The organism is Streptomyces sp. Y1, from assembly GCF_041053115.1.
In the GTDB taxonomy this organism is placed as follows: Bacteria; Actinomycetota; Actinomycetes; order Streptomycetales; family Streptomycetaceae; genus Kitasatospora; species Kitasatospora rubellomurina.
The window spans coordinates 7,666,659-7,686,036 of record NZ_CP163445.1 but is presented as its reverse complement, the minus strand read 5'-3'; the positions used below and the strand labels follow the sequence as shown (position 1 = coordinate 7,686,036).

20 protein-coding genes are annotated in these 19,378 nt (G+C 74.0%); 8 read left to right on the top strand and 12 right to left on the bottom strand.

The annotated features are described in order from the left end of the window. Positions 1 to 238: 238 nt before the first annotated feature. From AB2U05_RS33435 to AB2U05_RS33420, 4 genes are all read left to right on the top strand, one after another. Positions 239 to 676: a transglycosylase SLT domain-containing protein gene (locus tag AB2U05_RS33435; protein ID WP_369186036.1), complete on the top strand. Its 438-nt coding sequence runs from the start codon at positions 239 to 241 to the stop codon at positions 674 to 676. A gap of 276 nt (positions 677 to 952) precedes the next feature. Then, positions 953 to 1,180, top strand: coding sequence for a hypothetical protein (locus AB2U05_RS33430; RefSeq protein ID WP_369185261.1), 228 nt, complete (start codon positions 953 to 955; stop codon positions 1,178 to 1,180). A gap of 99 nt (positions 1,181 to 1,279) precedes the next feature. Further along, positions 1,280 to 2,032: an alpha/beta fold hydrolase gene (locus AB2U05_RS33425; RefSeq protein ID WP_369185260.1), complete on the top strand. Its 753-nt coding sequence runs from the start codon at positions 1,280 to 1,282 to the stop codon at positions 2,030 to 2,032. 97 nt (positions 2,033 to 2,129) lie between these two features. Beyond that, positions 2,130 to 2,660 carry a hypothetical protein gene (locus AB2U05_RS33420; RefSeq protein ID WP_369185259.1) on the top strand — a complete coding sequence of 177 codons (531 nt, stop codon included), beginning with the start codon at positions 2,130 to 2,132 and terminating at the stop codon, positions 2,658 to 2,660. 80 nt (positions 2,661 to 2,740) lie between these two features. On the opposite strand, the gene AB2U05_RS33415 is transcribed toward AB2U05_RS33420, so the two are convergent. The 3 genes from AB2U05_RS33415 to AB2U05_RS33405 form a co-directional block, all read right to left on the bottom strand. Continuing rightward, entirely contained in the window at positions 2,741 to 3,157 is a 417-nt protein-coding gene (locus tag AB2U05_RS33415) for an ASCH domain-containing protein (protein WP_369185258.1), read from the bottom strand. A gap of 7 nt (positions 3,158 to 3,164) precedes the next feature. Continuing rightward, entirely contained in the window at positions 3,165 to 4,046 is an 882-nt protein-coding gene (locus AB2U05_RS33410) for a RimK family alpha-L-glutamate ligase (protein WP_369185257.1), read from the bottom strand. 74 nt (positions 4,047 to 4,120) lie between these two features. Next, positions 4,121 to 5,254: a hypothetical protein gene (locus AB2U05_RS33405; protein ID WP_369185256.1), complete on the bottom strand. Its 1,134-nt coding sequence runs from the start codon at positions 5,252 to 5,254 to the stop codon at positions 4,121 to 4,123. Between the two features lie 163 nt (positions 5,255 to 5,417). Between AB2U05_RS33405 and AB2U05_RS33400 the strand changes: the two genes are divergently transcribed. Further along, positions 5,418 to 7,160 carry an Ig domain-containing protein gene (locus AB2U05_RS33400; protein ID WP_369185255.1) on the top strand — a complete coding sequence of 581 codons (1,743 nt, stop codon included), beginning with the start codon at positions 5,418 to 5,420 and terminating at the stop codon, positions 7,158 to 7,160. A gap of 82 nt (positions 7,161 to 7,242) precedes the next feature. Here AB2U05_RS33400 and AB2U05_RS33395 read toward each other — a convergent pair whose 3' ends face one another. Together AB2U05_RS33395 and AB2U05_RS33390 are read right to left on the bottom strand one after the other, a co-directional pair. Further along, positions 7,243 to 8,094: an SDR family oxidoreductase gene (locus AB2U05_RS33395; protein ID WP_369185254.1), complete on the bottom strand. Its 852-nt coding sequence runs from the start codon at positions 8,092 to 8,094 to the stop codon at positions 7,243 to 7,245. A gap of 55 nt (positions 8,095 to 8,149) precedes the next feature. After that, on the bottom strand, positions 8,150 to 9,031 hold the full coding sequence (locus tag AB2U05_RS33390; RefSeq protein WP_369185253.1) for an SDR family oxidoreductase: 882 nt from the start codon (positions 9,029 to 9,031) through the stop codon (positions 8,150 to 8,152). A gap of 86 nt (positions 9,032 to 9,117) precedes the next feature. Here AB2U05_RS33390 and AB2U05_RS33385 point away from each other — a divergent pair, with 86 nt between their 5' ends. Next, complete coding sequence (locus tag AB2U05_RS33385; protein WP_045703511.1) at positions 9,118 to 9,696, top strand: TetR/AcrR family transcriptional regulator; 579 nt, start codon at positions 9,118 to 9,120, stop codon at positions 9,694 to 9,696. Positions 9,697 to 9,790: 94 nt separating this feature from the next. Here the strand turns inward: AB2U05_RS33385 and AB2U05_RS33380 are convergent, their stop codons facing one another. Continuing rightward, positions 9,791 to 10,225: a VOC family protein gene (locus tag AB2U05_RS33380; RefSeq protein WP_369185252.1), complete on the bottom strand. Its 435-nt coding sequence runs from the start codon at positions 10,223 to 10,225 to the stop codon at positions 9,791 to 9,793. A 252-nt stretch (positions 10,226 to 10,477) separates the two neighbouring features. Between AB2U05_RS33380 and AB2U05_RS33375 the strand changes: the two genes are divergently transcribed. Both AB2U05_RS33375 and AB2U05_RS33370 read left to right on the top strand, forming a co-directional pair. Further along, positions 10,478 to 12,334: a BTAD domain-containing putative transcriptional regulator gene (locus AB2U05_RS33375; protein ID WP_369185251.1), complete on the top strand. Its 1,857-nt coding sequence runs from the start codon at positions 10,478 to 10,480 to the stop codon at positions 12,332 to 12,334. A 106-nt stretch (positions 12,335 to 12,440) separates the two neighbouring features. Next, positions 12,441 to 13,010 (top strand): GNAT family N-acetyltransferase, encoded by a 570-nt coding sequence (locus AB2U05_RS33370; RefSeq protein ID WP_045695410.1) that lies wholly within the window; start codon positions 12,441 to 12,443, stop codon positions 13,008 to 13,010. Positions 13,011 to 13,052: 42 nt separating this feature from the next. Here AB2U05_RS33370 and AB2U05_RS33365 read toward each other — a convergent pair whose 3' ends face one another. The 6 genes from AB2U05_RS33365 to AB2U05_RS33340 form a co-directional block, all read right to left on the bottom strand. Further along, positions 13,053 to 14,177, bottom strand: a complete 1,125-nt coding sequence (locus AB2U05_RS33365) for a hypothetical protein (RefSeq protein WP_369185250.1) — start codon at positions 14,175 to 14,177, stop codon at positions 13,053 to 13,055. After that, entirely contained in the window at positions 14,164 to 14,796 is a 633-nt protein-coding gene (locus tag AB2U05_RS33360; protein WP_369185249.1) for a phage tail protein, read from the bottom strand. Before AB2U05_RS33360 ends, AB2U05_RS33365 begins: the two co-directional genes overlap by 14 nt. 6 nt (positions 14,797 to 14,802) lie before the next feature. Continuing rightward, positions 14,803 to 16,752 (bottom strand): putative baseplate assembly protein, encoded by a 1,950-nt coding sequence (locus AB2U05_RS33355; protein ID WP_369185248.1) that lies wholly within the window; start codon positions 16,750 to 16,752, stop codon positions 14,803 to 14,805. Then, positions 16,752 to 17,171, bottom strand: a complete 420-nt coding sequence (locus AB2U05_RS33350) for a GPW/gp25 family protein (protein WP_045695402.1) — start codon at positions 17,169 to 17,171, stop codon at positions 16,752 to 16,754. Before AB2U05_RS33350 ends, AB2U05_RS33355 begins: the two co-directional genes overlap by 1 nt. Before the next feature lie 8 nt (positions 17,172 to 17,179). Beyond that, a complete protein-coding gene (locus tag AB2U05_RS33345; protein WP_045695399.1) occupies positions 17,180 to 17,461 on the bottom strand; it encodes a PAAR domain-containing protein in 282 nt (93 codons plus the stop codon). Positions 17,462 to 17,529: 68 nt separating this feature from the next. Continuing rightward, a complete protein-coding gene (locus AB2U05_RS33340; protein ID WP_369185247.1) occupies positions 17,530 to 19,377 on the bottom strand; it encodes a VgrG-related protein in 1,848 nt (615 codons plus the stop codon). Between the last annotated feature and the right edge of the window lies 1 nt (position 19,378).

Here is a 19,378-nt window from a genome sequence, read left to right as displayed (position 1 = left end):
GCCCGGGACGGAACCTGCTCCTCCGGTCAATTCCCGAAAGCGTCGCCTCGGTTGGGCTGCCGCAGCGCTCGGCGCGGTCCTGACCAGCATCGTCGCCGTACTGATCGGCCAGGGATCCGGGGACTCCCCGACCACTCCCGCAGCCTCGAGCCCATCGGGCGCCGCCACCGCGGCACCGGTCCCCGGGAACACCCCGAGCAAGGTCCTGACCCCCGGCGACCTGCGCAGCGACGCGGACGTGCCTGCGCAGTTCCGCGGCTACATCGAGGCCGCCGCCCGCCGTTGCACGGAACCTGAGATCACCCCGGCCCTGTTGGCGGCCATGCTCAAGGTGGAGAGCAACTTCGACCCGAACCTGCGCAGTCCGCAGACCGACGAGTACGGCATCGCGCGGTGGACCCCTGCCGTCTTCAACGCCTGGGCGGTGGACGGCGACGGCGACGGCATCAAGGACTACATGTCCCCCGGCGACGCCATCACCACCATGGGTGTGTACACCTGCTGGCAGGCCCAGCGCTTCAAGCAGAACGGCCTCCACAGCAACTTCCCGGCGCTGATCGCCGCCGGGTACCGCACCAGCGACAAGGCCGTCCTCCAGGCGGCCGGCCCGCCGCCCGGCACCGAGCAGCACGTGGCAGAAGTCCTGCACTACCTCAAGGAGTACGGCGTCTCCTGAAGGGCCCCCGACTCTATCCGCGCCCACTGCCTGTCAGTCAAAGGCGTGACCGGACCGACGATCTGATGCCAGAAAGGAACGCCCTCGCGCCCGGCCCCGCCCTGGTCGGGTGGCTGACCCGGCGCCGGTTGAGTCTGCTGCACGAGAAGTCGATCGGGCCGACTTCTCGTGCGGGCGGGCTGCCTCGCGGACGGCGGCAGAGGGCGGGACGGCGCGCGTCAACTCGGCTTGTGTCGTGGACGGTTGGTGAGGTGACGGACGGGGGAGGCTGAGCGCATGGGGATCGTTCTGGTGTTCCTGCTCGTACTGGTGGGCGCCGTCGTCGGCGCGTGCGTCTTCCTGACGCTTCGGGAGAGGTCGCGGTCGTACCGGGCCGAGGGCTGGGAGGGGGCGCTGATCGAGCGGCGGCGGACGGCTGAGGCCGCGCGGATGCGGGCGGCGTACGCGAGTGTGTCCGTCCACGAGAGCAGCCTGGGCAACGAGGAGCTCTTCATCCCCCGCTGATCGCGTCGGCCGAGGGGCCGTCCGACCTGCCAGGACCTGCCCGAACGGCGCCTCATAACCCGGTGATCACGGGCGTGGTCGTCCGCTAGCCTCTGCCGGATGACGATCTCTTACGACGTGGCGGGCGATGGCCCCGCGGTGGTTCTGCTGCATTCCTCGGTGTGCGACCGGCGGATGTGGGACGGGCAGTGGCAGGCGCTGGTCGGGGCCGGGTACCGGGTGGTGCGGCTCGACTTCCGCGGGTTCGGCGAGTCGCCGATGGCGGACGCCCCGTACAGCGACGCCGGGGACGTGCTGGATCTCCTCGACCGTCTCGGCGTCGAGCGCGCCGCGCTGGTCGGCGCCTCGTACGGCGGCAAGGTCGCGCTGGAGGTGGCGGCGACGCGGCCGGAGGCCGTGACGGCGCTGGCGCTGCTCGGCGCCGGGATGCCCGGCCACGAGCACAGCGCGGAGCTGCGGGCCTTCGGCGGCAAGGAGGACGAGCTGCTGGAGGCGGGCGACGTCGCGGGCGCGGTGGAGCTGAACGTGGACGCGTGGCTCGGCCCGGAGGCCGGCGAGGAGGCCCGGGCGCTGGTCCGCGAGATGCAGCGGAACGCGTTCGAGGTGCAGCTGGCGGCGACGGAGTTCTTCCGCAGCAGCCCCGAGGTCGACCTCGGGAAGGTCACCGCGAGGTGCCTGGCCGTGGCGGGCGCGCACGACTTCGCGGACTTCCGCGAGATCGCGGCGGTCCTGCCCGAGCGGATCGCGGGCCCCGCCCGGCACGTGGAGCTGGCGTGGGCCGGCCACCTGCCGAACCTGGAGCGCCCGGCGGAGGTGACGGACCTGCTGCTGGGCTTCCTCGGCGGGGAGTGACGCGGGGAGTGAGCGAGGGTCGTCGTTCACCTGTTTGCCCTGGTCGGCGGGTTTCCGTCATGATGTGCCGCCACTACGAAGCGGGAGCACGCCAACCATGAACATCCAGGTCACCTACGAGGCCACCACCGAGGACATCGTCGCCTCGGTGACGGCGAACGCGGCCTCCCGGCTCTGGCTCCGGTGGGCCATCGTCGGCCTGTGGCTGCTGCTGGCGGTGGCCTGCCTGGCCGCGGGCAGCGTCATGTTCGCGATCGCGGCGATCTGCTTCGGGTTCGTCCAGGTGGTGAACATCACCGCGGGCGGCCGCCGGATGGGGCTGAAGGTCGCCCCGCGCTACGTCGGGTCGACGACCGTCACCCTCACCGACGACGCCCTCCAGCTGAAGAGCCCGGCGCTGGACCGCCGCATCCCCTGGTCCTCGGTCAACAAGGTGGTGCACAACCCCGTGGCGTGGACGGTGCTGGCGCACAAGGTGGGCGCCGCGCCGCTCTCGGCGACGGTGCTCAAGGCGCCGTTCACCGAGGCGCAGCGCGCCGAGGTCGACGCGTTCCTGGCGCGCCTGCCCAAGGTCGGACACAAGGGCCAGGTCCAGCCCCAGGTCCAGGCCCAGGTCGGCGCGCGGTAGCGGTAGCGATAGCGGTAGGGGGATTCGGGCCTGTCACGGACCCTCGGTCGTCAGGGATGACGGCCGAGGGTCGGGGCCGTTCACCCGTCGCCGCCGTCCGGGGCTTCCCGGACGAGGCGGAAGGCGAGGCAGACCACGGGGGTGCGGTCCTCGGCGGTGGTGCCCAGGGCATGCCAGTAGCGGCGGTGGCCGGCGCGCCAGTCGTCCAGGGAGGTGAAGCCCTCTCCTTCCGCGTGGGCGTGTTCCCAGGTCACCGCGTCGAAGGGGAGGACCTCGATGCCGGTGATCTCGATGACGGCGACGGGCCGGCCGTGGTCGTCCAGGAGTGCCAACCGTTCGCCGGGGTGTTCCAGGTGCTCGGACTCCTTGGCGTAGTCCGCCAGCAGGCCGGTGGTGGTGGTCTTGCGGCCGGCCAGTACCAGGGCGTTCAGTTCGGCCCGCATGCCGTCCGGGGTGCCGAGTTCCATGGCGCGCAGGCCGTTGACGCGTGGCCACATGCTCCCGTCATCCTCTCGCCGCAAGCGCCGCCACCGCTCGGGTGAAGCGCGCCAGGCCTGCCGGGTCGTCCTGGAGGAAGAGGTTCGGTTCGATCAGTTCCAGCTCCAGGACGACCGGTTCCCCGGCGTTGTCCAGGACCAGGTCGACCCGGGCGAACAGCGGTGCGGCCGGCGCGGGGATCGCGGACAGCGCTGCCGCGGCCGTACGGAGCTCCGCCTCGGTGGGTAGGTACGGCGCGACGCCGAGGTGGGGGTCGCGGTCGTTGTCGATCGTGCCGGGCTCGGTGAGCAGCGGGTCCTTGCGGATCGCGTGGCTGAAGGCGCCGTCGACGAAGACCAGCGCGCGTTCTCCTTCCGCCACCCGGGGCAGGAACGGCTGGACGAGCACGCTGCGGCCCTGGTCCAGCAGCATCCGGGCGTGCCGGGCGGCGGCCGTGTGCCGGCCGGGCTCGTAGCGCGCCGTGTCCAGCGCGCCCGCGGACACGGCCGGTTTGACCACCACGCCGTCCGCCCCGTCGAAGTCCGCCGGGGTGGGCCGCGCGCCGGGTTCGAGGAACCGGGTCGGCACGACGGCGACTCCGCGCCGGGCGAGCTCGCGCAGGTAGTGCTTGTCGCTGTTCCAGCGGACCACGGGTGCGGGGTTGCGCAGCAGGGTGGTGCGGGCCGTGGTGTCGGCCCAGGTCAGGAACTCGTCGAGCCGGTCCACGTAGTCCCAGGTCGACCGGATGACCACCAGGTCGAACCGGTCCGGGGGCGCCGCGGCTCGGTGCCACAGCACCGGCTCGGCCGACAGGCCGTCGGCGCGCAGGGCGTCCACGATGAGCGGGAGGTCGGCGTCGTACTCGACTCCCGCCGCACTGGTCGCCACAGCGACCCTGGCTCCGCTCATGCACCCACTCCCGCCGGACGCCCCGGCCGACTCTACCGTCGGATCCGGGGGTCGACACGGCGAGGCCGGCCGGCTCAGCGGCGCCAGCGGTAGAGGGCCTCCCACTCCTCGGTGATCCAGGTGCCGTCGCCGACCGGCATCACGTTGTCGACCTCGCGCATCGGGTATTCGAGGCGGCCGTGCACGGCGCCGGTGGCGGGGTCGGCGAGCCAGTGGCTGTGCTCGCGCCACCGGTCCTCGCCGAAGCGGAGGACGGCGGCCTCGTCGTACGTGTTGCTGAGCGTCACGATCACCGTGTCGTCGTCCACGAAGCCGCTGCGGGAGGAGATGTACGGGGCGTTGTGCACCGAGCAGTCGCCGGTGCCGGGGGCCGGGAAGTCGCTCAGGGCGAGCGTCGCGGTGACCCGGTAGTCGGGGAGGCTGTGCCAGGTGAGGTCCCGTCCCCGCCGGTCGGCGGTCATGCAGCGGGTGTTCGTCGAGTCGATGCCCAGGTAGTAGCGGTCGCCCGGCAGTTGGGCGCCCTGCTGCTGCGGTACCTGTCGGCCGAGTACGAGGGCGCCGGACTCCCAGCGCGCCTCGTAGTGGGTCTGGGCCACCCCCTCGCCGGACACGCTGACGCCGGCGACCTCGTCGTTCTCGTCCCAGAGCAGGCTGACGTACCGCTCGTAGCCGCCGCAGGGGAGCAGGCTCTCCCCCAGCACCGTGCCCGCGGCGTCCAGGGTGAGGATCCGGGTGGCGTCCGGCAGTCCGGAGGGCATCCGCAGCCAGATCCGCAGGTCCCGATCGGAGCCGCCCACCAAGGAGCCGCCGGCCAAGGAGCCACCCGCCGGGGAACCGCCGGCCGAGGAGCCGCCCACCGAGGAGCCGCCGGAGAAGTCGACGTCGCCCCAGCGGTGCGCCTCCCAGGTGCCGTACGGCCGACTCCACAGCCTCGTGCCGTCCCGGGTGACGGCGACGTACGCCTCCTCGGTGGCGAAGACGGTGAGCGACAGGTCGGGGGCCGTCCACTGCCGCCCCCACGGGTTCGGGTTCGGGGCCGGGAACTCGGCCAGCAGCTCGGCCTGTTCCTGCAGTTCGTAGATGCGCAGCGACCGGGCGCTGCGCACCTCGAAGCGGGGGACGGGGCCGGTGGGGTCGAGGCAGGTCTGGGCGCCGTTGCCCCGGTCCGGGATCGGATAGGTGGCCACCAGCTGCGGCGTGATCGTCATACCGCCATCCTCTCGCGCCCCCGGCCTCCTCATCTGATGCTCAGATTGGATGTGTTCCGTTCAAGCTCCGATTACCCCATCATGGGACGGTTGCCAGCGCGCCTACGCGCGTAGCACCGCCCCCGTACTTCCCTGTACCCCCACGGCACAAGGAGCTTGATCCATGCTCAGACACATCGGCGCCGTCCGCCCGCTCGCCCTGGGCGCGGTCGTCCTCACCGTGCTCGCCGGCGCCACCGCCGCCCCCCACCGGGCCGCCGCCGCGACCGCGACGACCACCACGACGGCGACCACGACGACCGCCCCGGCCACCGCGACCGCCACCCAGCACCGCGTCCTGTTCGACAACACCAAGGCGGAGACCGCCGGCAACGCGGACTGGATCATCAGCACCAGCCAGCCGGACCCGCTCGCCCAGAACGCCAACCCCCAGTCCGAGACCGACTGGACGGGCGCCATCTCCGCCTGGGGCGTCGCCCTGCAGAAGACCGGCCAGTACAGCCTCAAGACGCTGCCGAGCGGCTCCTCCATCACCTACGGCACCGGCGGAGCGCTGGACCTCGCCAACTTCGACGAGTTCGTCCTGCCCGAGCCGAACATCCGGCTCAGCGACGCCGAGAAGACCGCGGTCATGAAGTTCGTGCAGAACGGCGGCGGGCTGTTCCTGATCTCCGACCACACCCAGAGCGACCGCAACAACGACGGCTGGGACTCCCCCGCCATCATCAACGACCTGATGACCACCAACTCGGTCAACAGCAACGACCCGTTCGGCCTCTCGGTCGACCTGCTCAACATCCAGACCGACAACCCGCGGGCGATCAGCGACGCCACCGACCCCGTGCTGAACGGCCCGTTCGGCACCGTCACCGGCAGCATCCTGCGCAACGGCACCACCTTCACCCTCAAGCCCGCCGACAACCCCTCCGTCAAGGGCATCGTCTACCGCACGGGCTACTCCGGCACCACCGGCGCCTTCTTCGCCACCAGCAGCTTCGGCAAGGGCCGGGTCGCCATCTGGGGCGACAGCTCGACCGTCGACGACGGCACCGGCGAGCCCGGCAAGACCGTCTACAACGGCTGGGACGACCCGGCCGGCACCGACGCCGCCCTCGCCCTCAACGCCACCTCCTGGCTCGCCGGCAGCGGCGGCACCAGCACCGGCGGCGTCACCCTCACCAACCCCGGTGCCCGGACGGCCACCGCCGGCACCGCCACCAGCCTGCAGCTCTCCGCCGCCGACACGGCCGGCGGCAGCCTGAGCTACGCCGCGTCCGGCCTGCCCGCCGGCCTGAGCGTCAACGCCACCACCGGCCTGATCAGCGGCACCCCGACCACCGCCGGGACGTACTCCGTGACGGCCACCGCGACCGACTCCACCGGGCCGTCCTCCTCCGTCACCTTCGGCTGGACCGTCCAGCCCGCCGGCGGCAGCGGCTGCACCGCCGCCCAGCTGCTCGCCAACCCGGGCTTCGAGGCCGGCAGCACGGCCGGCTGGACGGAGACCAACTCCGGCGGCAGCAGCACCATCAACAGCAGCTCCAGCGAGCCGCCGCACTCCGGCACGTACGACGCCTGGCTGGACGGGTACGGCAGCACCAACACCGACACGCTCGCCCAGACGGTGACCCTGCCGGCCGGCTGCAGCAGCTACACCTTCAGCTTCTGGCTGCACATCGACACCGCCGCGAGCGGCACCACCGCCTTCGACACCCTGAAGGTCACCGCGAACGGCACCACCCTGGCGACCTACTCCAACGTCAACGCGGCCGCCGGCTACCAGCAGCACAGCTTCAACCTGTCCGGCTACGCCGGCCAGACCGTGACGCTCAAGTTCACCGGCGCCGAGGACTACACCAAGCAGACCTCCTTCGTCCTGGACGACACCGCCGTCAACGTGGCGTGAGCCGAGGCCGGTTGCCCCTGTCCCCGCGCGGGGGCAGGGGCAACCGGCGTCTGGGGGCGACCCGCGTCAGGGGCGACCGGCGTCAGCGGAAGTCGTCGGCGTGGTCGACGGCCCACTGGGCGAAGGTGCGCGCCGGAGTGCCGGTGACCTTCTCGACGACGACGGAGGTCGCGGCCGCGACGCCGTCGGCGGCCGCCCACTGACCGACGATCGCCTCGGCCACGACCGGATGCATGGTCCTGGCGACGTCCGCACGAGCCTGCTCGTCCGAGACGTGTTCGACCCTGATGCGGCGGCCGATGGCCTCGCCGATGTGCTCGACCTGGCGCCGCAGGGTCAGGGACTCGGCCCCGTGGACGGTGTAGGCCTGGTGCGAGTGCCCCGGCTCGGTCAGGGCGGTCACCGCCAGCGCCGCCAGGTCCTTCTCGTGCACCGGCGCCGACTGCGCGAGCGGACGGGGAAGCCGGACGACGTTGTCCCTTCGGATCGATTCGGCCCACCAGGTGCGGGTGTTGGTCGCGAACGTCCCCGGCCTGAGGAACGTCCAGTCCAGGCCGGAGCGTTGGACGGCCCGCTCGATCGTGCGGTTCAGGCGGGCGACCGGGTGGTCGGCGTCGGGGTCCAGGACGACCGACACCGACGAGAGCAGCACCACCTGCCGGATCCCGGCGGTCACGGCCGCCGCGGTGACCTTCTCGATGTCGTACGGCCGCTGGGGGTCGAGCATTCCGTACAGGAACACCTTGTCGGCACCGTCGAGCGCCGCGGGCAGCGTCTCGGGGCGTGCCAGGTCGGCGACGACCGCTTCGCACCCCGGCGTCGGGCCCGCGGCCGGGGTCCGGTTGACCGCTCTGACCTGCTCACCGGCGGCCAGCAGGCCGTCTGCCACGTGACGACCGACGTTGCCGCGGGCGCCGAAGACGACTGCCACCATGAGGGAACCTCCTGCTTGTTGCGGACATGAGCGGACGCGAATCGCCGGTCACCGGTCAGGGCCGGATGTTCTCCAGGTCCTCCAGGAGGCCGGGGTGCGTCGGCTCCCAGCCGAGCGCCTGCCGGGTGCGGGTGCTGGACGAGGGCTGGTCGGCCTGGAAGATCGGGCCGAGCGGGCCGTAGGTCTCCGCCGGCACCGACGCGACCGGCAGGCCGAGCCGCCGCCCGATGACGGCCGCGATGTCCCGCACCCGGTCCCCCTCGTCGGCCACGGCGTGCCAGACGGTACCGGCCTCCGCCCGCTCCAGGGCGAGCCGGAGGAGGACGGCCGCGTCGAGCGCGTGGACGGCGGGCCAGCGCTGGCTGCCGTCGCCGGGGTAGCCGGAGATTCCGCTCCGGCGTGCGATGTCGGTCAGCAGACCGGCGAACCCGCCCGTGCCCTCGTGGTGCACCGTGCGCGGCAGGCGTACGGCCGTGCTCCGGACCCCGCGCGAGGCCAGGCCCAGGACCGCCGTGACCGTGCGGCCGCGGCCGCCGACCGGCCCGTCGGTCGGCACCGGGTCGGCCTCGGTGGAGGCTCGGCCCGGCACCCACGGCGTACCCGAGACCGTGACCAACGGACGGCCGCTGCCGACGAGTTCCTCACCGAGGACGGTGAGGGCGGCGGTCTCCTCGGCGACGTTCCGGGCGAGGGCCTCGGGGCTGCTGAAGTCGTTGCCGAAGGCCAGGTGGATCACCCCGTCCGTACGGGCGGCGCCGGAGCGCAGGACGTCCGGATCGGCGAGGCCTCCCCGCAGCGGCTCGGCGCCGGCCGCCGCGGCGGCCCGTGCGGAGGCGTCGGAGCGGGCCAGCGCGAGGACGGTGTGGCCCTTCGCGAGGAGTTCGGCGACGACGGCGGAGCCGATCAGACCGGTGCCGCCGGTGACGAAGACGCGCATGGAAATCCTCCCAACAGTGATGGGACTCTTGTCCCATCACCGTACCAGGCTGACGGGACAAGAGTCCCATCACCTATGCTGAACCCATGGGTAGATGGGAACCAGGTGCGCGCGAGCGCCTCGTCGTGGCCGCGGTCGACCTGTTCACGGAGCAGGGGTACGACGCCACGACGGTCGCGCAGATCGCCGAGCGTGCCGGGGTCACCAAGAGCACCTTCTTCCGGCACTTCCCCGACAAGCGCGAGCTGCTGGTCGCCGGGCAGGAGACGCTGAGCCGGCTGCTGGCCGAGGGGATCGCCGACGCGCCCGGTGACGCCAGCCCGCTGGAGGCGGTCGCCGCCGGCCTCGAACGCGCCTCGGCCGCGATGGGCCCCGGGAGTCGCGAGCTCGCGCCGCGCCTGAAGGCGGCCGTCGCCGCCAGCGCCGAGCTCCAGGAGCGCGACGCCCTCAAGACCGTCAGCCTCGCGGCCGCGATGACGACCGCTCTGGTCGCCCGCGGCGTACCCGATCCGACCGCGGCCCTCGCGGGCGAGCTGGGCGTCCTCGCCTTCAAACGGGGGTACGCCCGATGGGCCGAGGACGACCGCGGCGCCGAGGACGGGCTCGCCGGGTACGCCCTGGCGGCCCTGGACGAACTGCGCGCCGCCAGCGCGTCGCTGGGCTGACACACGCGAACGCGCCTTCGCCCCGGCCCGGGAGGGCGGGGGCGGAGGCGCGTTCACGGACCTCCGGAAGCGTTCAGGAACGCCCGGGTGCGGGTCAGTCCAGGCAGAACTCGTTGCCCTCGACGTCCTGCATGTTCTGGCACGACTCGTTGACGCCGTCGGCCAGCAGGAGCTGACCGCGCGTCGCACCGAGCGCGACGAGGCGCGCGGACTCGGCCTCCAGGACGGCCAGCCGCTCCTCGCCCACCAGCCCGGCGCCGACCCGCACGTCGAGGTGCACCCGGTTCTTGACGACCTTGCCCTCGGGAACGCGCTGGAAGTACATCCGCGGCCCCTCACCCGTCGGGTCCATGCAGACCGCCGCCGCGCCCCGGCGCTCCGGCGGCAGCGAGAGCTGGAACTCCTCCCACGTGGCGAACCCCTCCGGAACCGGCGGCAGGACGTACCCCAGCACCTCGCACCAGAAGCGGGCGACGCGCTCGGGATCCGCACAGTCGAAGGTGATCTGGACCTTCTTGATCGACATCATCGGGCCACCCTAGCGCGGCCGTTCACCAGGCCCTATGGGTTTTTCCACCCTCCCCCGGCGGCCGCTCGCCACCCGCCCCGCACCGCCCTCCTCCGCCGTCTCCCGGGCGGTCGGCGTCAGCACGCTCGCATAACGGTTGATCGGAGCCCGACATATCCGGGGACATCATGGTCGGTATCCAGTACTCTACCAAGCGATCACACTGAGTGATCACAATCGTCGCCCTACCGCTACGGGGGGAGCTGACCGGCGATGCACGTCCGCCCTGCCGAAGACCCGGAGATCTCCGGGGAAACCGTACGACCCCCCTGGCTGACCAGGGACCGTCTCCTGGACCTGCTCGACCGCTCCGCGCCCGGCGCCCTGACGCTGCTCGTGGCGCCCGCCGGCTACGGGAAGACGACACTGCTGGCGCAGCACCTGGAACGCTTCCGGGGCTCCGTGCTGCGGTGGCGCCCCTCGCGCGGCACGACCGGCACCGCGGCGCTGCTCTCCGCCGTCCACCACGGGCTCGGCGAGGCCTGCGGGCCGGCCACCGTCGCGCACCTGCTCCGCCGGGTGGAGCGGCGGCCGGAGCCGGTGCTGCTGGTGGTCGACGACCTGCACCTGATCCACGGCACCGAGGCGGAGTCGGTGCTGGAGGAGATCGCGCTGCTCGCGCCACCCAACCTCCGCCTGCTGCTGGCCGGTCAGCGACTGCCGCTGTTCAACCTCACCCGCTGGGAGCTGGCCGCGAGCACGGTCCTGGGGCCGGCCGACCTGCGGCTGCGGGCCGACGAGGTCCGCCGCCTGCTCCGCGAGGTGTACGGCAGCCGGCTCTCCGGGCGCCGGGTGGCCGAGGTGGAGGCGATCACCCAGGGCTGGCCCGCGGCGCTGCGGCTGCTCCACCCGGCGCTGCTGCACCCCGCCGCCACGGGCACGGCTCCGCAACTCGCCGCCGTGGCCGGCTCGCTCACCCGCACCTACCTGGAGCGCGAGGTGATCCGGCCGCTGCCGGAGCGGCTGGTGCGGTTCCTGGAGCAGGTCAGCCCGCTGCCCCGGCTGGACGCCGCGGGGTGCGACGCACTGGTCGGCGGCTCGGAGAGCGCCTGGACGCTCGACGTGCTGGCGGACGAGCGCGGGCTGCTCCGGCGCGAGCACTCCGACTGCAGCTTCCACTGGGGCCCGCTGCTGCGCGACCACCTGCTGCACCGTCGATCCGCGCGGCCCGGCGGCGAAGGGCGGGAGCGCGTCCGGCTCCGGCCCGAGGCGCCGACGCCGGCGCCGACGTCAGTGCCAGCGCCCGTGCGCGAACTCCCCTCCGGCTCGCCGCCGTTGTCGCTGCGCTGCTTCGGATGCTTCGAACTCACCCTGGGCGAGCGCGAGTTGGACTGGACGACGATCCGGCCGCGGGCCCGGGCGCTGTTACGGGTGCTGGCGATCCACCCCGGCCAGCCGGTCCACCGGGAGCTGCTGACCGAGGCTCTCTGGCCCGAGCGCCCACCGGCGACCGCCGCCCGCTGCCTGCACGTCGCGGTCTCCGCGCTGAGGAGGTTCCTGGAGCCCGGCATCACCCGCGGCGGCTCGCAGCTGTTGGTGCGCTCCGGCGAGGCGTACCTGCTGCGCCTGCCCCCGGACGGCAGCTGTGACCTGCGCCGGTTCGAGACCGCGCTGGCCGAGGGGCTGCGGGCCGAGGCGGCCGGCCGTCCGGACGCGGCGGCGCGGGCCCTGCGCTCCGCCCTGGAGGCGTACACCGGGGAGCTGCTGCCCGAGGACGGCCCGGCGGAGTGGGTCGTGGCCCGCAGGGAGCACTACCAGCGGGCGGCGGCCGAGGCGGCGCTGGTCCTCGCCAGACTCGAACTCGCCCGCGGACGGCCGCTCGACGGCGCCCGGGCGGCGGCCCGCAGCGTCCAGATCGACCCGTTCCGGGACGACGCCTGGCAGACCCTGATCGCCGCCCACGAGCGGCGCGGTGACACCGCGGCGGCCGAGCGCAGCCGCAAGGGCCACGCGCGGATGCTGCTCTCGCTCGGCCTTCCGGCCGCCGACGCCGTCGTCGACGCAGCCGTGCCGGAGGGGCGGGGTGACGACGTGGGGAGCGACACGGGCGGGTCCTCGGGCGTGACGTGACGGCGGCCGTGTCATGCTGCGGCCCCTCCGGCACGCCAACCGGTGACGGAAACGGCGGCCCGAAAACTCCCTGGCCCGTCCGACCCGTCTCGGCCATGATCCTCACGTGACCACCTACCTCGCGTCCGAGCGCCTGACCCTCCGCCCCTTCGCCGCCGCCGACGCGGACCTGCTGATCGAGCTGGACAGCGACCCGGCGGTGATGCGCTACCTGACCGGCGGCGCGCCGACCCCGCCGGAGGACGTCCGCGACCGCGCCATCCCCAGCATCCTCGCCGGCTACGAGCGCTGGAACCACGACCTCGGCCTGTTCGCCGCGTACGAGAAGGACGGCGGCGCGTTCGTCGGCTGGTTCTGCCTGCGTCCGCTGCGCAGCGGCCCGCGCGAGGAGGCCGAACTCGGCTATCGCCTGCGCCGGGCGGCCTGGGGCCGGGGCTACGCCACCGAAGTCTCGCAGGCGCTGCTGGCGAAGGGGTTCGCCGAGCTCGGCATCCGCATGGTCTGGGCCGAGACGATGACCGTGAACCGGCCTTCGCGCAACGTCATGGAGAAGCTCGGGATGACGCTCGCGGAGCACATTCCCACGCCGGACCACATGATGGCGGTCGAGGGTTCCGAGCACGGGGGTGTGCGGTACGAGATCACGAAGGAGCAGTGGGAGCGGCGGCAGGCGTAGGCGGCGCGAGGCACGGCGGCGACCGCCGCCGCGAGGCCGGGGTCAGGGCCGCTCGAAGAACTCCACCTCGGCAATGGCGACGCGACGGTCCGGAGCGGCACCGTAGGCGCCGTCGATCGTCAGCCTGATCCGCACCACGCCGCCGACGGCGAGATGGAAGCGCTGCTCCCCCGGAGCGTCGGCCGGGTTGACGGTCCGGGTGGTGACCTTGCCGTCCGAGCCGGTCAGGGTGACGGTGAGCCGCTGCGGGCGGGCCTGGGTGAGGAACTGTTCGGCGTTGGGCGAGATCCCCGGGTGGACGACGAGGTCGAGCAGCCGGAACGGGCCCGGGAAGTCCATCTCCAGGAACTCGCCTATCCCGTTCCCCGGACGGGCGGGCGCCCAGTACCGGTCCGTCGTCCCGTCGACGGCGAGGGCTGCCGGGTGCGCCGGGTCCTCGCTGGACGCCCGGACGGCGGTCGGGTGGATCTGCTGCGGCGTGGCGAACCGGTCCCGGACGACCTCCACTCCGGACGCCAGCTCGTCGCGGAAGGCGTAACCCCCGACCCCGAGCAGGACCAGCAGCACCAGCGGCACGACGAACCTCGGGCGGCGCGGCGGGCGGACGCGGGGGCGGTCCCCGACGGCCGGACCGGCCTTGGGGCGGCGGACGAACGGCCGGCGCCACCACGGCGGTTTCGGCGCGACCCGGGCGTCCTCCAGCAGGCCGCCGCACCGGCGGCAGTAGCGGCGGCTCGGCACGTTGCCCGTGCCGCACCGGCCGCAGATCAGGTCGCCCGGGGCGATCGGCTCCCGTTCCTCCGGCTCGGCCGGGCGCGGCGGAGGCGGCGGGGCCTCCTCGCCCGGCCGGACGGGCTTCGGCTGGACGGCCTGCGGCGGGTCGGCCCGGCGCGGAGCGGTCTGCGGCGGAGCGGCCTGCGGCGGGTCGGTCGGCCGTGGCGGGATGACGGGCGGCGTCACCGCGGGCGACACCGCGGGCGTCACCGCGGGCGCCACCGTGGGCGTCGGCGCAGCGGACGAGGACGGCGTCGGCGAGGGCGACGACGCCGAAGCCGTGGGCTTCTCCTCGGCGGCCGGCTCCTCCTCCCACGACAGGTACGCCCCGCAGGTGCCACAGAAGTCCTCGCCCCGCACGCACGGGTGCCCGCAGTTCTCACACGTCGTCATCGTGCCCCTCCCCTGAAGCCTCCCCGGCCGTCGCGGGCCCCGCCGCCCGGACGACCTCGACCGTGAACGGCAGGTGGGCCGGCCGGTTGGCGGCCACCAGCTCCCGCAGCGCTCGCAGGTCCACCGCCGCCGGGTCCGCCACCCGCAGCCGCACCAGCAGCCGTGGCTCCGGCGACCCCGGCAGCGGCGCCTGCGGCCGCGCCGACCACCGTGCGCCGCCGCTCTCCTCGATCTCCGGCTCCGCCCCGAACGCCAGCCGCACCTGCGCGGCCAGCCCGGCCCGGGTGCCCCGGACGGCGTGCAGCGGGGCCGCGTACGCGACGGCCGCCCGCAGCCGGTCCGGCGGGAGCTCCGGCCCGGTCGACGCCCCCACCCACTGGGCCAGGTACGCCAGGAAGTCCGGCGGCGCGAGCCGCGGGTCGAAGTAGGCGGCCAGGTTGTCCAGGGCGCAGAGGACCGGGGCGAGCACCTCGTCCAGCGCGCCCGTGAACTCCTGGAGGAACGCGTTCTCCCGCCGGTCGTCGCCGTCCGCCGCGTAGACGCCGGGCAGCTGCGCCCCGAGCGGGTGGCGGGAGCGCAGGCCCGGAACGAGCCCCCGTCCGTGCGGCTGTGCGGTCACCGGCCCTCACTCCGCCACGACCCGCACCTGGTGTTCGTACGAGAACACCAGGGCGTGCGGGGCCAGCCGGATCCGGTCGGTGGCCTCGCCGCGGTGGCCGCGCTCCGGATCGGCGGGGAACAGCCGGACGCTCTCGACCAGTTCGACGTCGGGCAGTCGCTGCAGCACGGCGAACACCTCGCCGGAGTGCAGCGGACGGCCGAACGGCCAGCCCGTGCCGTCCGGTCCGCCGGTGAGCGGGTTGAGGTACCGGTGCAGCGCAGCCAGGGCGGCGCGCTGGAGCCGGCCGGGCGAGCTGCGCGGTTTGGCCCGCAGGGAGGCGACGACCGTGACGCCCTGGTAGTGCGGCGGCTCGACGAGCAGCCGCGCACCGAGCAGCCGGCGTTCGTCCAGGTAGCCGGTGACCTGCTCCAACAGCTCCGGCGAGCAGGCGAGTTGACCGAAGGAGAGCCGGCCCTCGCCGTCGTCGGCGGCGGCCGGCACGAGCAGCACCCGGACCCCGCCCGCGTCCGGGCCCTCCTCGTCGGCCACGCAGCGCACCCGGCCGACGGCGGGTGCGGCCTCGCGGGCCAGTTCCTCGTAGTCCTCGGCGGTCACCGCCCGGCCCCGCGTGCGCAGCACGATCGGACCGCGCAGCCGGGCGCCCTCGACGTCCTCGCCGTCCACGCCGCCCTCCGCCGGGCGCGGGTTCTCCACCCTGGCCACGTACGGGACGGAGCTGCGCAGGACGGCGAGCGCGCCCCGGGCCAGGTTGCCCCGGCGCCCGCCGCCGGTGCGGTACGAGCGGATCCGGATCGGCGCGCCCTCGGGCGGCACCGCGCCGTACTGCCGGAGCGTCCCGTCCGGTTCGCGCAGGGCCGGGCCGAAGGTGAGCTCGCCGGTGCTGCGGTCGAGCCGGACGTGGCGGTCCTGGGGGGTCGAGCGGCCGAAGTGCTCCACCTCCCGCCACTCCTCCACCCCGGTCGGGGTGGTGACCTCGACGGTGACCGGCTCGCCGCCGGCGACCACGGGGGGCCGGGCGAGGGTGAAGCTCTGTCCCGGCAGCCCCTCCGAGCGGCCGAGGACCTCGTCCCGGACGTGCTCGGCGTGGACGGCGACCGTCGTCCCGCCGACCGTGAACGCCTCCGCGGAGATCAGCACCGGCGCGGTGGAGTACGACGGCCGGCCGGGGACGGGGGCGGTGATCCGGCAGCGCAGCCAGCCGGCCCGGTGCCGGGCCTCCACGGAGGCGGTGTGGTCGGGCGGCAGCTGGAGGATCACGTCGCCGGGCCGGTTGAAGCCGCCGGTGGTGTCGCGGTGGACGCCGCACCCGGTCCAGCCGTCCCCGGTCCAGGCCTCCCAGGCCAGCGGCGGGTGGTCGGGGTTGATGCCGTGCCCGCTGACCGGGAAGTCGAGGCGCAGGGCCACCAGGCAGTGCGGCACCGCCTGGGAGAGGCCGAAGAGCAGCACGTCGCCGGGCAGCGGGGTGGGGGCGAAGCAGGGGGTGCCGCGGCCGGCGGCCAGTTCGGCGTCCCGGTCGGCCGGGGGCGCGCCCTGCGAGGAGGTCGCGAGGTGCGCCAACGCGCAGGGTTCGATGGAGAGTTCGCGCTCGGTGGAGAAGACCACCGCCTCCTCGGTGGCGGTCCGCACGGTGGCCACCTCCGTCCCGGCGTGCACCGGGACCGCCCGCGGCTGCGGGGCGGAGAGCCAGAAGGTGACGTCGGTGCGGGCCGCGGCGGGCGGCAGCAGCCGCACCCCGATCAGGTCGAGGAAGGCGAGGTGGTTCTTGTCCGGGACCCGGTTGAGCCGGTAGATCAGCTGGTCGACCATCTGGGCGAAGGCCTCGATGAGGGTCACGCCCGGGTCGGAGACGTTGTGGTCGCTCCACTCCGGGCAGCGCTGCTGGACCAGCCGTTTGGCCTCGTCCACCAGGTCCTGGAAGCGGCGGTCGTCCAGGTTGGGCTGGGGCAGCGGCATCAGGCGCTCCCCGGCTCGTCGGGGGCGTGGGCGGGGATGACGTAGAACGGGAAGACCAGGTTGCGCGGGTCGTTGGTGCCGCGCAGGGCGTAGCGGATGTCGATGTAGAGGGTGCCGGAGTCGACGGCGTCAAAGCCGACGGTCACGTCCTCCAGGTCGATCCGCGGCTCCCAGCGCTCCAGGGAGAGCCGCACCTCGTAGGCGAGCAGGCCGGCGGTGGCGCTGTCGGCCGGGGCGAAGACGTGGTCGTGGATCGCGCAGCCGAAGAGCGGGCGCATCGGCCGCTCGCCCGGCGCGGTGGAGAGGATCAGGCGGATGCTCTCCTCGATCTCCCGCTCCTGGGTGACCAGGGCGATCGATCCGGTCGGGTCGGTGCGGACGGGGAAGGCCCAGCCGGCGCCGATGAACTGCTGTCCCATCGCCGCGCTCACCCGCCGATCAGGACGGTCGGGCAGCCGGCGGTGATCGGCGCGCCGCAGGCGGCGAGGTCGCCGAGGCGGGCCGCGGGCAGGCCGCCGATCAGCACGGTCGGGCAGCCGGGCGGGGCGACCGCGTTCGGCGGGTGGACGGCGGGCGGCGGGAAGGAGCAGACGTGCGGGGTGCCGACCACGGCCGCCGGCTGCCCGCCGATGAGGACGGTCGGGACCCCGGGCGGGGCGAGCATGCCCGGGTGCCCGGTCGGGTCGCCTACCCTGGCGGCAGGTGGCATCGGTGACACTCCATTCCTTCGGCGGGCGGATCTTCGGGCGCTTGCTCGACGGGCGTTCCCCGGGCGAGCTAGTTGATCTTGACGAGGGCGGCGCTGATCGAGCAGGTCGCCCCGCCCTTGATCTCGGTACTGGCGGACCCGGACACCCCGACCGTCGTGCCGCTGACGTCCACCTGCCCCTGCGTCTGCAGCTTCAACGCGCCTGCGCCGCCGTCCAGTTGGACACCGCTACGGGCCGTCACCCGCACCGAGTCGCCGGCCAGTTCGAGCGCCCCCCGCCCGGCGTCCACGCTGACGCCCTGGCCGGCCTTGACGGTCACCTTCTGCCCGGCGTCGATCTCCACCGAGCCGTCGCTGTGCACCACGATCGTCGTGCCCTTCGCGTCCAGGTGCAGGGTGAGCTTGCCGTCCCCGGTGGCCACCCGGACGCCCTTGGGCCCGGCGGCGGCGTCCAGCAGCTCCAGGCGGTGGCCGCTGCGGGACACCAGCGAGCGGCGGTTGAGCGCACCGCTCGTCCCGTCCACCAGCTCGACGTCGTGCCGGGACGGCCGGTCCTCGCCGTTGTAGAGGCCGCCGACGACGTACGGGTGGTCGATCAGCCCCTGCTCGAAGCCGACCAGCACCTCGTCCCCCACCTCCGGGCCGAACACCCCGCCGCCGCCCTTGCCGCCGAGCTGCGCGGTGCGGACCCAGTCGCTCACGTAGTCGTCCGAGAGCCACGGGAAGGCGAGCCGGACCCGGCCCTGGTGCTCCGGGTCCCGGGTGTCCGTCACGGTGGCGTTGGCCAGCCCGGCCACCCGGTCGCGCGGCCCCTGCCCGCCGGCGGTGAGGCCGAGCAGCGAGCGGTCGGTGCGGCCGCTGACGGTGATCCAGGTCTGGTAGCCGACCCCCGGGTCGAAGACGTGCCGGGTGGCGGTGACGGTGTACTTGCCCTCGAACGGCGCCCCGATGTTGGTCAGGGCCACCGCGCTGCCGGCCCGCAGCTTCGGGATGCCCATCGCCACCGCCGACAGCTCCGCGAACGAGGCGGCGAGATCGGCGGCGAGCGAACGGGCTGCGTGGTCGGCCTCCGGCTGCGCCGCGTACGGGACGTCCGTGGCCAGGAAGGCGGCCTCGCCGAAGGGTTCGGCCACCTTGCGCGGCGTCAGCCCGAGGGAGAGCAGGTCGCTGCCGCCGGCCGGCGCGTGGGCGACCACCGCGCGCTTGGCCCGGACGTCCCAGCCGCGCACCTCGACCTCCCGCACCTGGTCGGCGGAGGTGACGACGGCGTTGCAGCGCAGCAGGTTGCGGCCGAGCTCCAGCACGAACGGGCTGGAACGGACGGGGGTGGCCGGGTCCGGCGCGCCGGCGGCCGGGGTCGGGCGGCGGAAGTGGAACCTGCCGTCCTCCACGGACACCTCGGATCCCGTCCGCACGGCCAGCCGGTTCAGGAACTCCCAGTCGGTGATCCCGGGTTGGGCGACGTGCTGGAGGACGGTGGTGGTGGCGTCCACCGTGCCGACCGGCAGACCGGCCCGGCGGGCGACGACGGTGACGATGTCCGAGACCGTCATCTGGCGGTAGCCGGCCACGCGGCGCCCGCGCAGGAGCCGGTGGGAGTGGTCGAAGCCGCGGACGACCGTGAAGGTGCCGGTGGTGTCCGCGTCAACCTCCAGCGCGGTGACCTCCCCGGAGAGCAGCAGCTCGCGCGCCGGGTCGTCCCCGGAGCGGGCGAAGAGCTTGACGGGGGTGCCGATCGTCAGGCCCGTCTTGCCGAGCACCAGGTGGTGCGGGTCGCGGAAGCGCAGCACGAACAGGCCGGGCAGCCGGCGGCTGTCGTCCACGTGGGCGGAGACCAGGAGTTCGGCGACCGGCGGCGCGAGCGGCCGGCCGTCGACCTCGACGGTGAGCGTGTTGGCGAAGCCCTCGCCGGCCATG

What these genes read in the sequence shown, in the direction of transcription:
- AB2U05_RS33410 (WP_369185257.1), bottom strand. Translation starts at nt 4,046, where the DNA reads ATGAGCGGAGCCAGGGTCGCTGTGGCGACCAGTGCGGCGGGAGTCGAG.
- AB2U05_RS33420 (WP_369185259.1), top strand. Translation starts at nt 2,130, where the DNA reads ATGAACATCCAGGTCACCTACGAGGCCACCACCGAGGACATCGTCGCC.
- AB2U05_RS33340 (WP_369185247.1), bottom strand. Translation starts at nt 19,377, where the DNA reads ATGGCCGGCGAGGGCTTCGCCAACACGCTCACCGTCGAGGTCGACGGC.
- AB2U05_RS33425 (WP_369185260.1), top strand. Translation starts at nt 1,280, where the DNA reads ATGACGATCTCTTACGACGTGGCGGGCGATGGCCCCGCGGTGGTTCTG.
- AB2U05_RS33345 (WP_045695399.1), bottom strand. Translation starts at nt 17,461, where the DNA reads ATGCCACCTGCCGCCAGGGTAGGCGACCCGACCGGGCACCCGGGCATG.
- AB2U05_RS33365 (WP_369185250.1), bottom strand. Translation starts at nt 14,177, where the DNA reads ATGACGACGTGTGAGAACTGCGGGCACCCGTGCGTGCGGGGCGAGGAC.
- AB2U05_RS33350 (WP_045695402.1), bottom strand. Translation starts at nt 17,171, where the DNA reads ATGGGACAGCAGTTCATCGGCGCCGGCTGGGCCTTCCCCGTCCGCACC.
- AB2U05_RS33380 (WP_369185252.1), bottom strand. Translation starts at nt 10,225, where the DNA reads ATGATGTCGATCAAGAAGGTCCAGATCACCTTCGACTGTGCGGATCCC.
- AB2U05_RS33355 (WP_369185248.1), bottom strand. Translation starts at nt 16,752, where the DNA reads ATGCCGCTGCCCCAGCCCAACCTGGACGACCGCCGCTTCCAGGACCTG.
- AB2U05_RS33395 (WP_369185254.1), bottom strand. Translation starts at nt 8,094, where the DNA reads ATGGTGGCAGTCGTCTTCGGCGCCCGCGGCAACGTCGGTCGTCACGTG.
- AB2U05_RS33415 (WP_369185258.1), bottom strand. Translation starts at nt 3,157, where the DNA reads ATGTGGCCACGCGTCAACGGCCTGCGCGCCATGGAACTCGGCACCCCG.
- AB2U05_RS33375 (WP_369185251.1), top strand. Translation starts at nt 10,478, where the DNA reads ATGCACGTCCGCCCTGCCGAAGACCCGGAGATCTCCGGGGAAACCGTA.
- AB2U05_RS33385 (WP_045703511.1), top strand. Translation starts at nt 9,118, where the DNA reads ATGGGTAGATGGGAACCAGGTGCGCGCGAGCGCCTCGTCGTGGCCGCG.
- AB2U05_RS33390 (WP_369185253.1), bottom strand. Translation starts at nt 9,031, where the DNA reads ATGCGCGTCTTCGTCACCGGCGGCACCGGTCTGATCGGCTCCGCCGTC.
- AB2U05_RS33400 (WP_369185255.1), top strand. Translation starts at nt 5,418, where the DNA reads ATGCTCAGACACATCGGCGCCGTCCGCCCGCTCGCCCTGGGCGCGGTC.
- AB2U05_RS33405 (WP_369185256.1), bottom strand. Translation starts at nt 5,254, where the DNA reads ATGACGATCACGCCGCAGCTGGTGGCCACCTATCCGATCCCGGACCGG.
- AB2U05_RS33430 (WP_369185261.1), top strand. Translation starts at nt 953, where the DNA reads ATGGGGATCGTTCTGGTGTTCCTGCTCGTACTGGTGGGCGCCGTCGTC.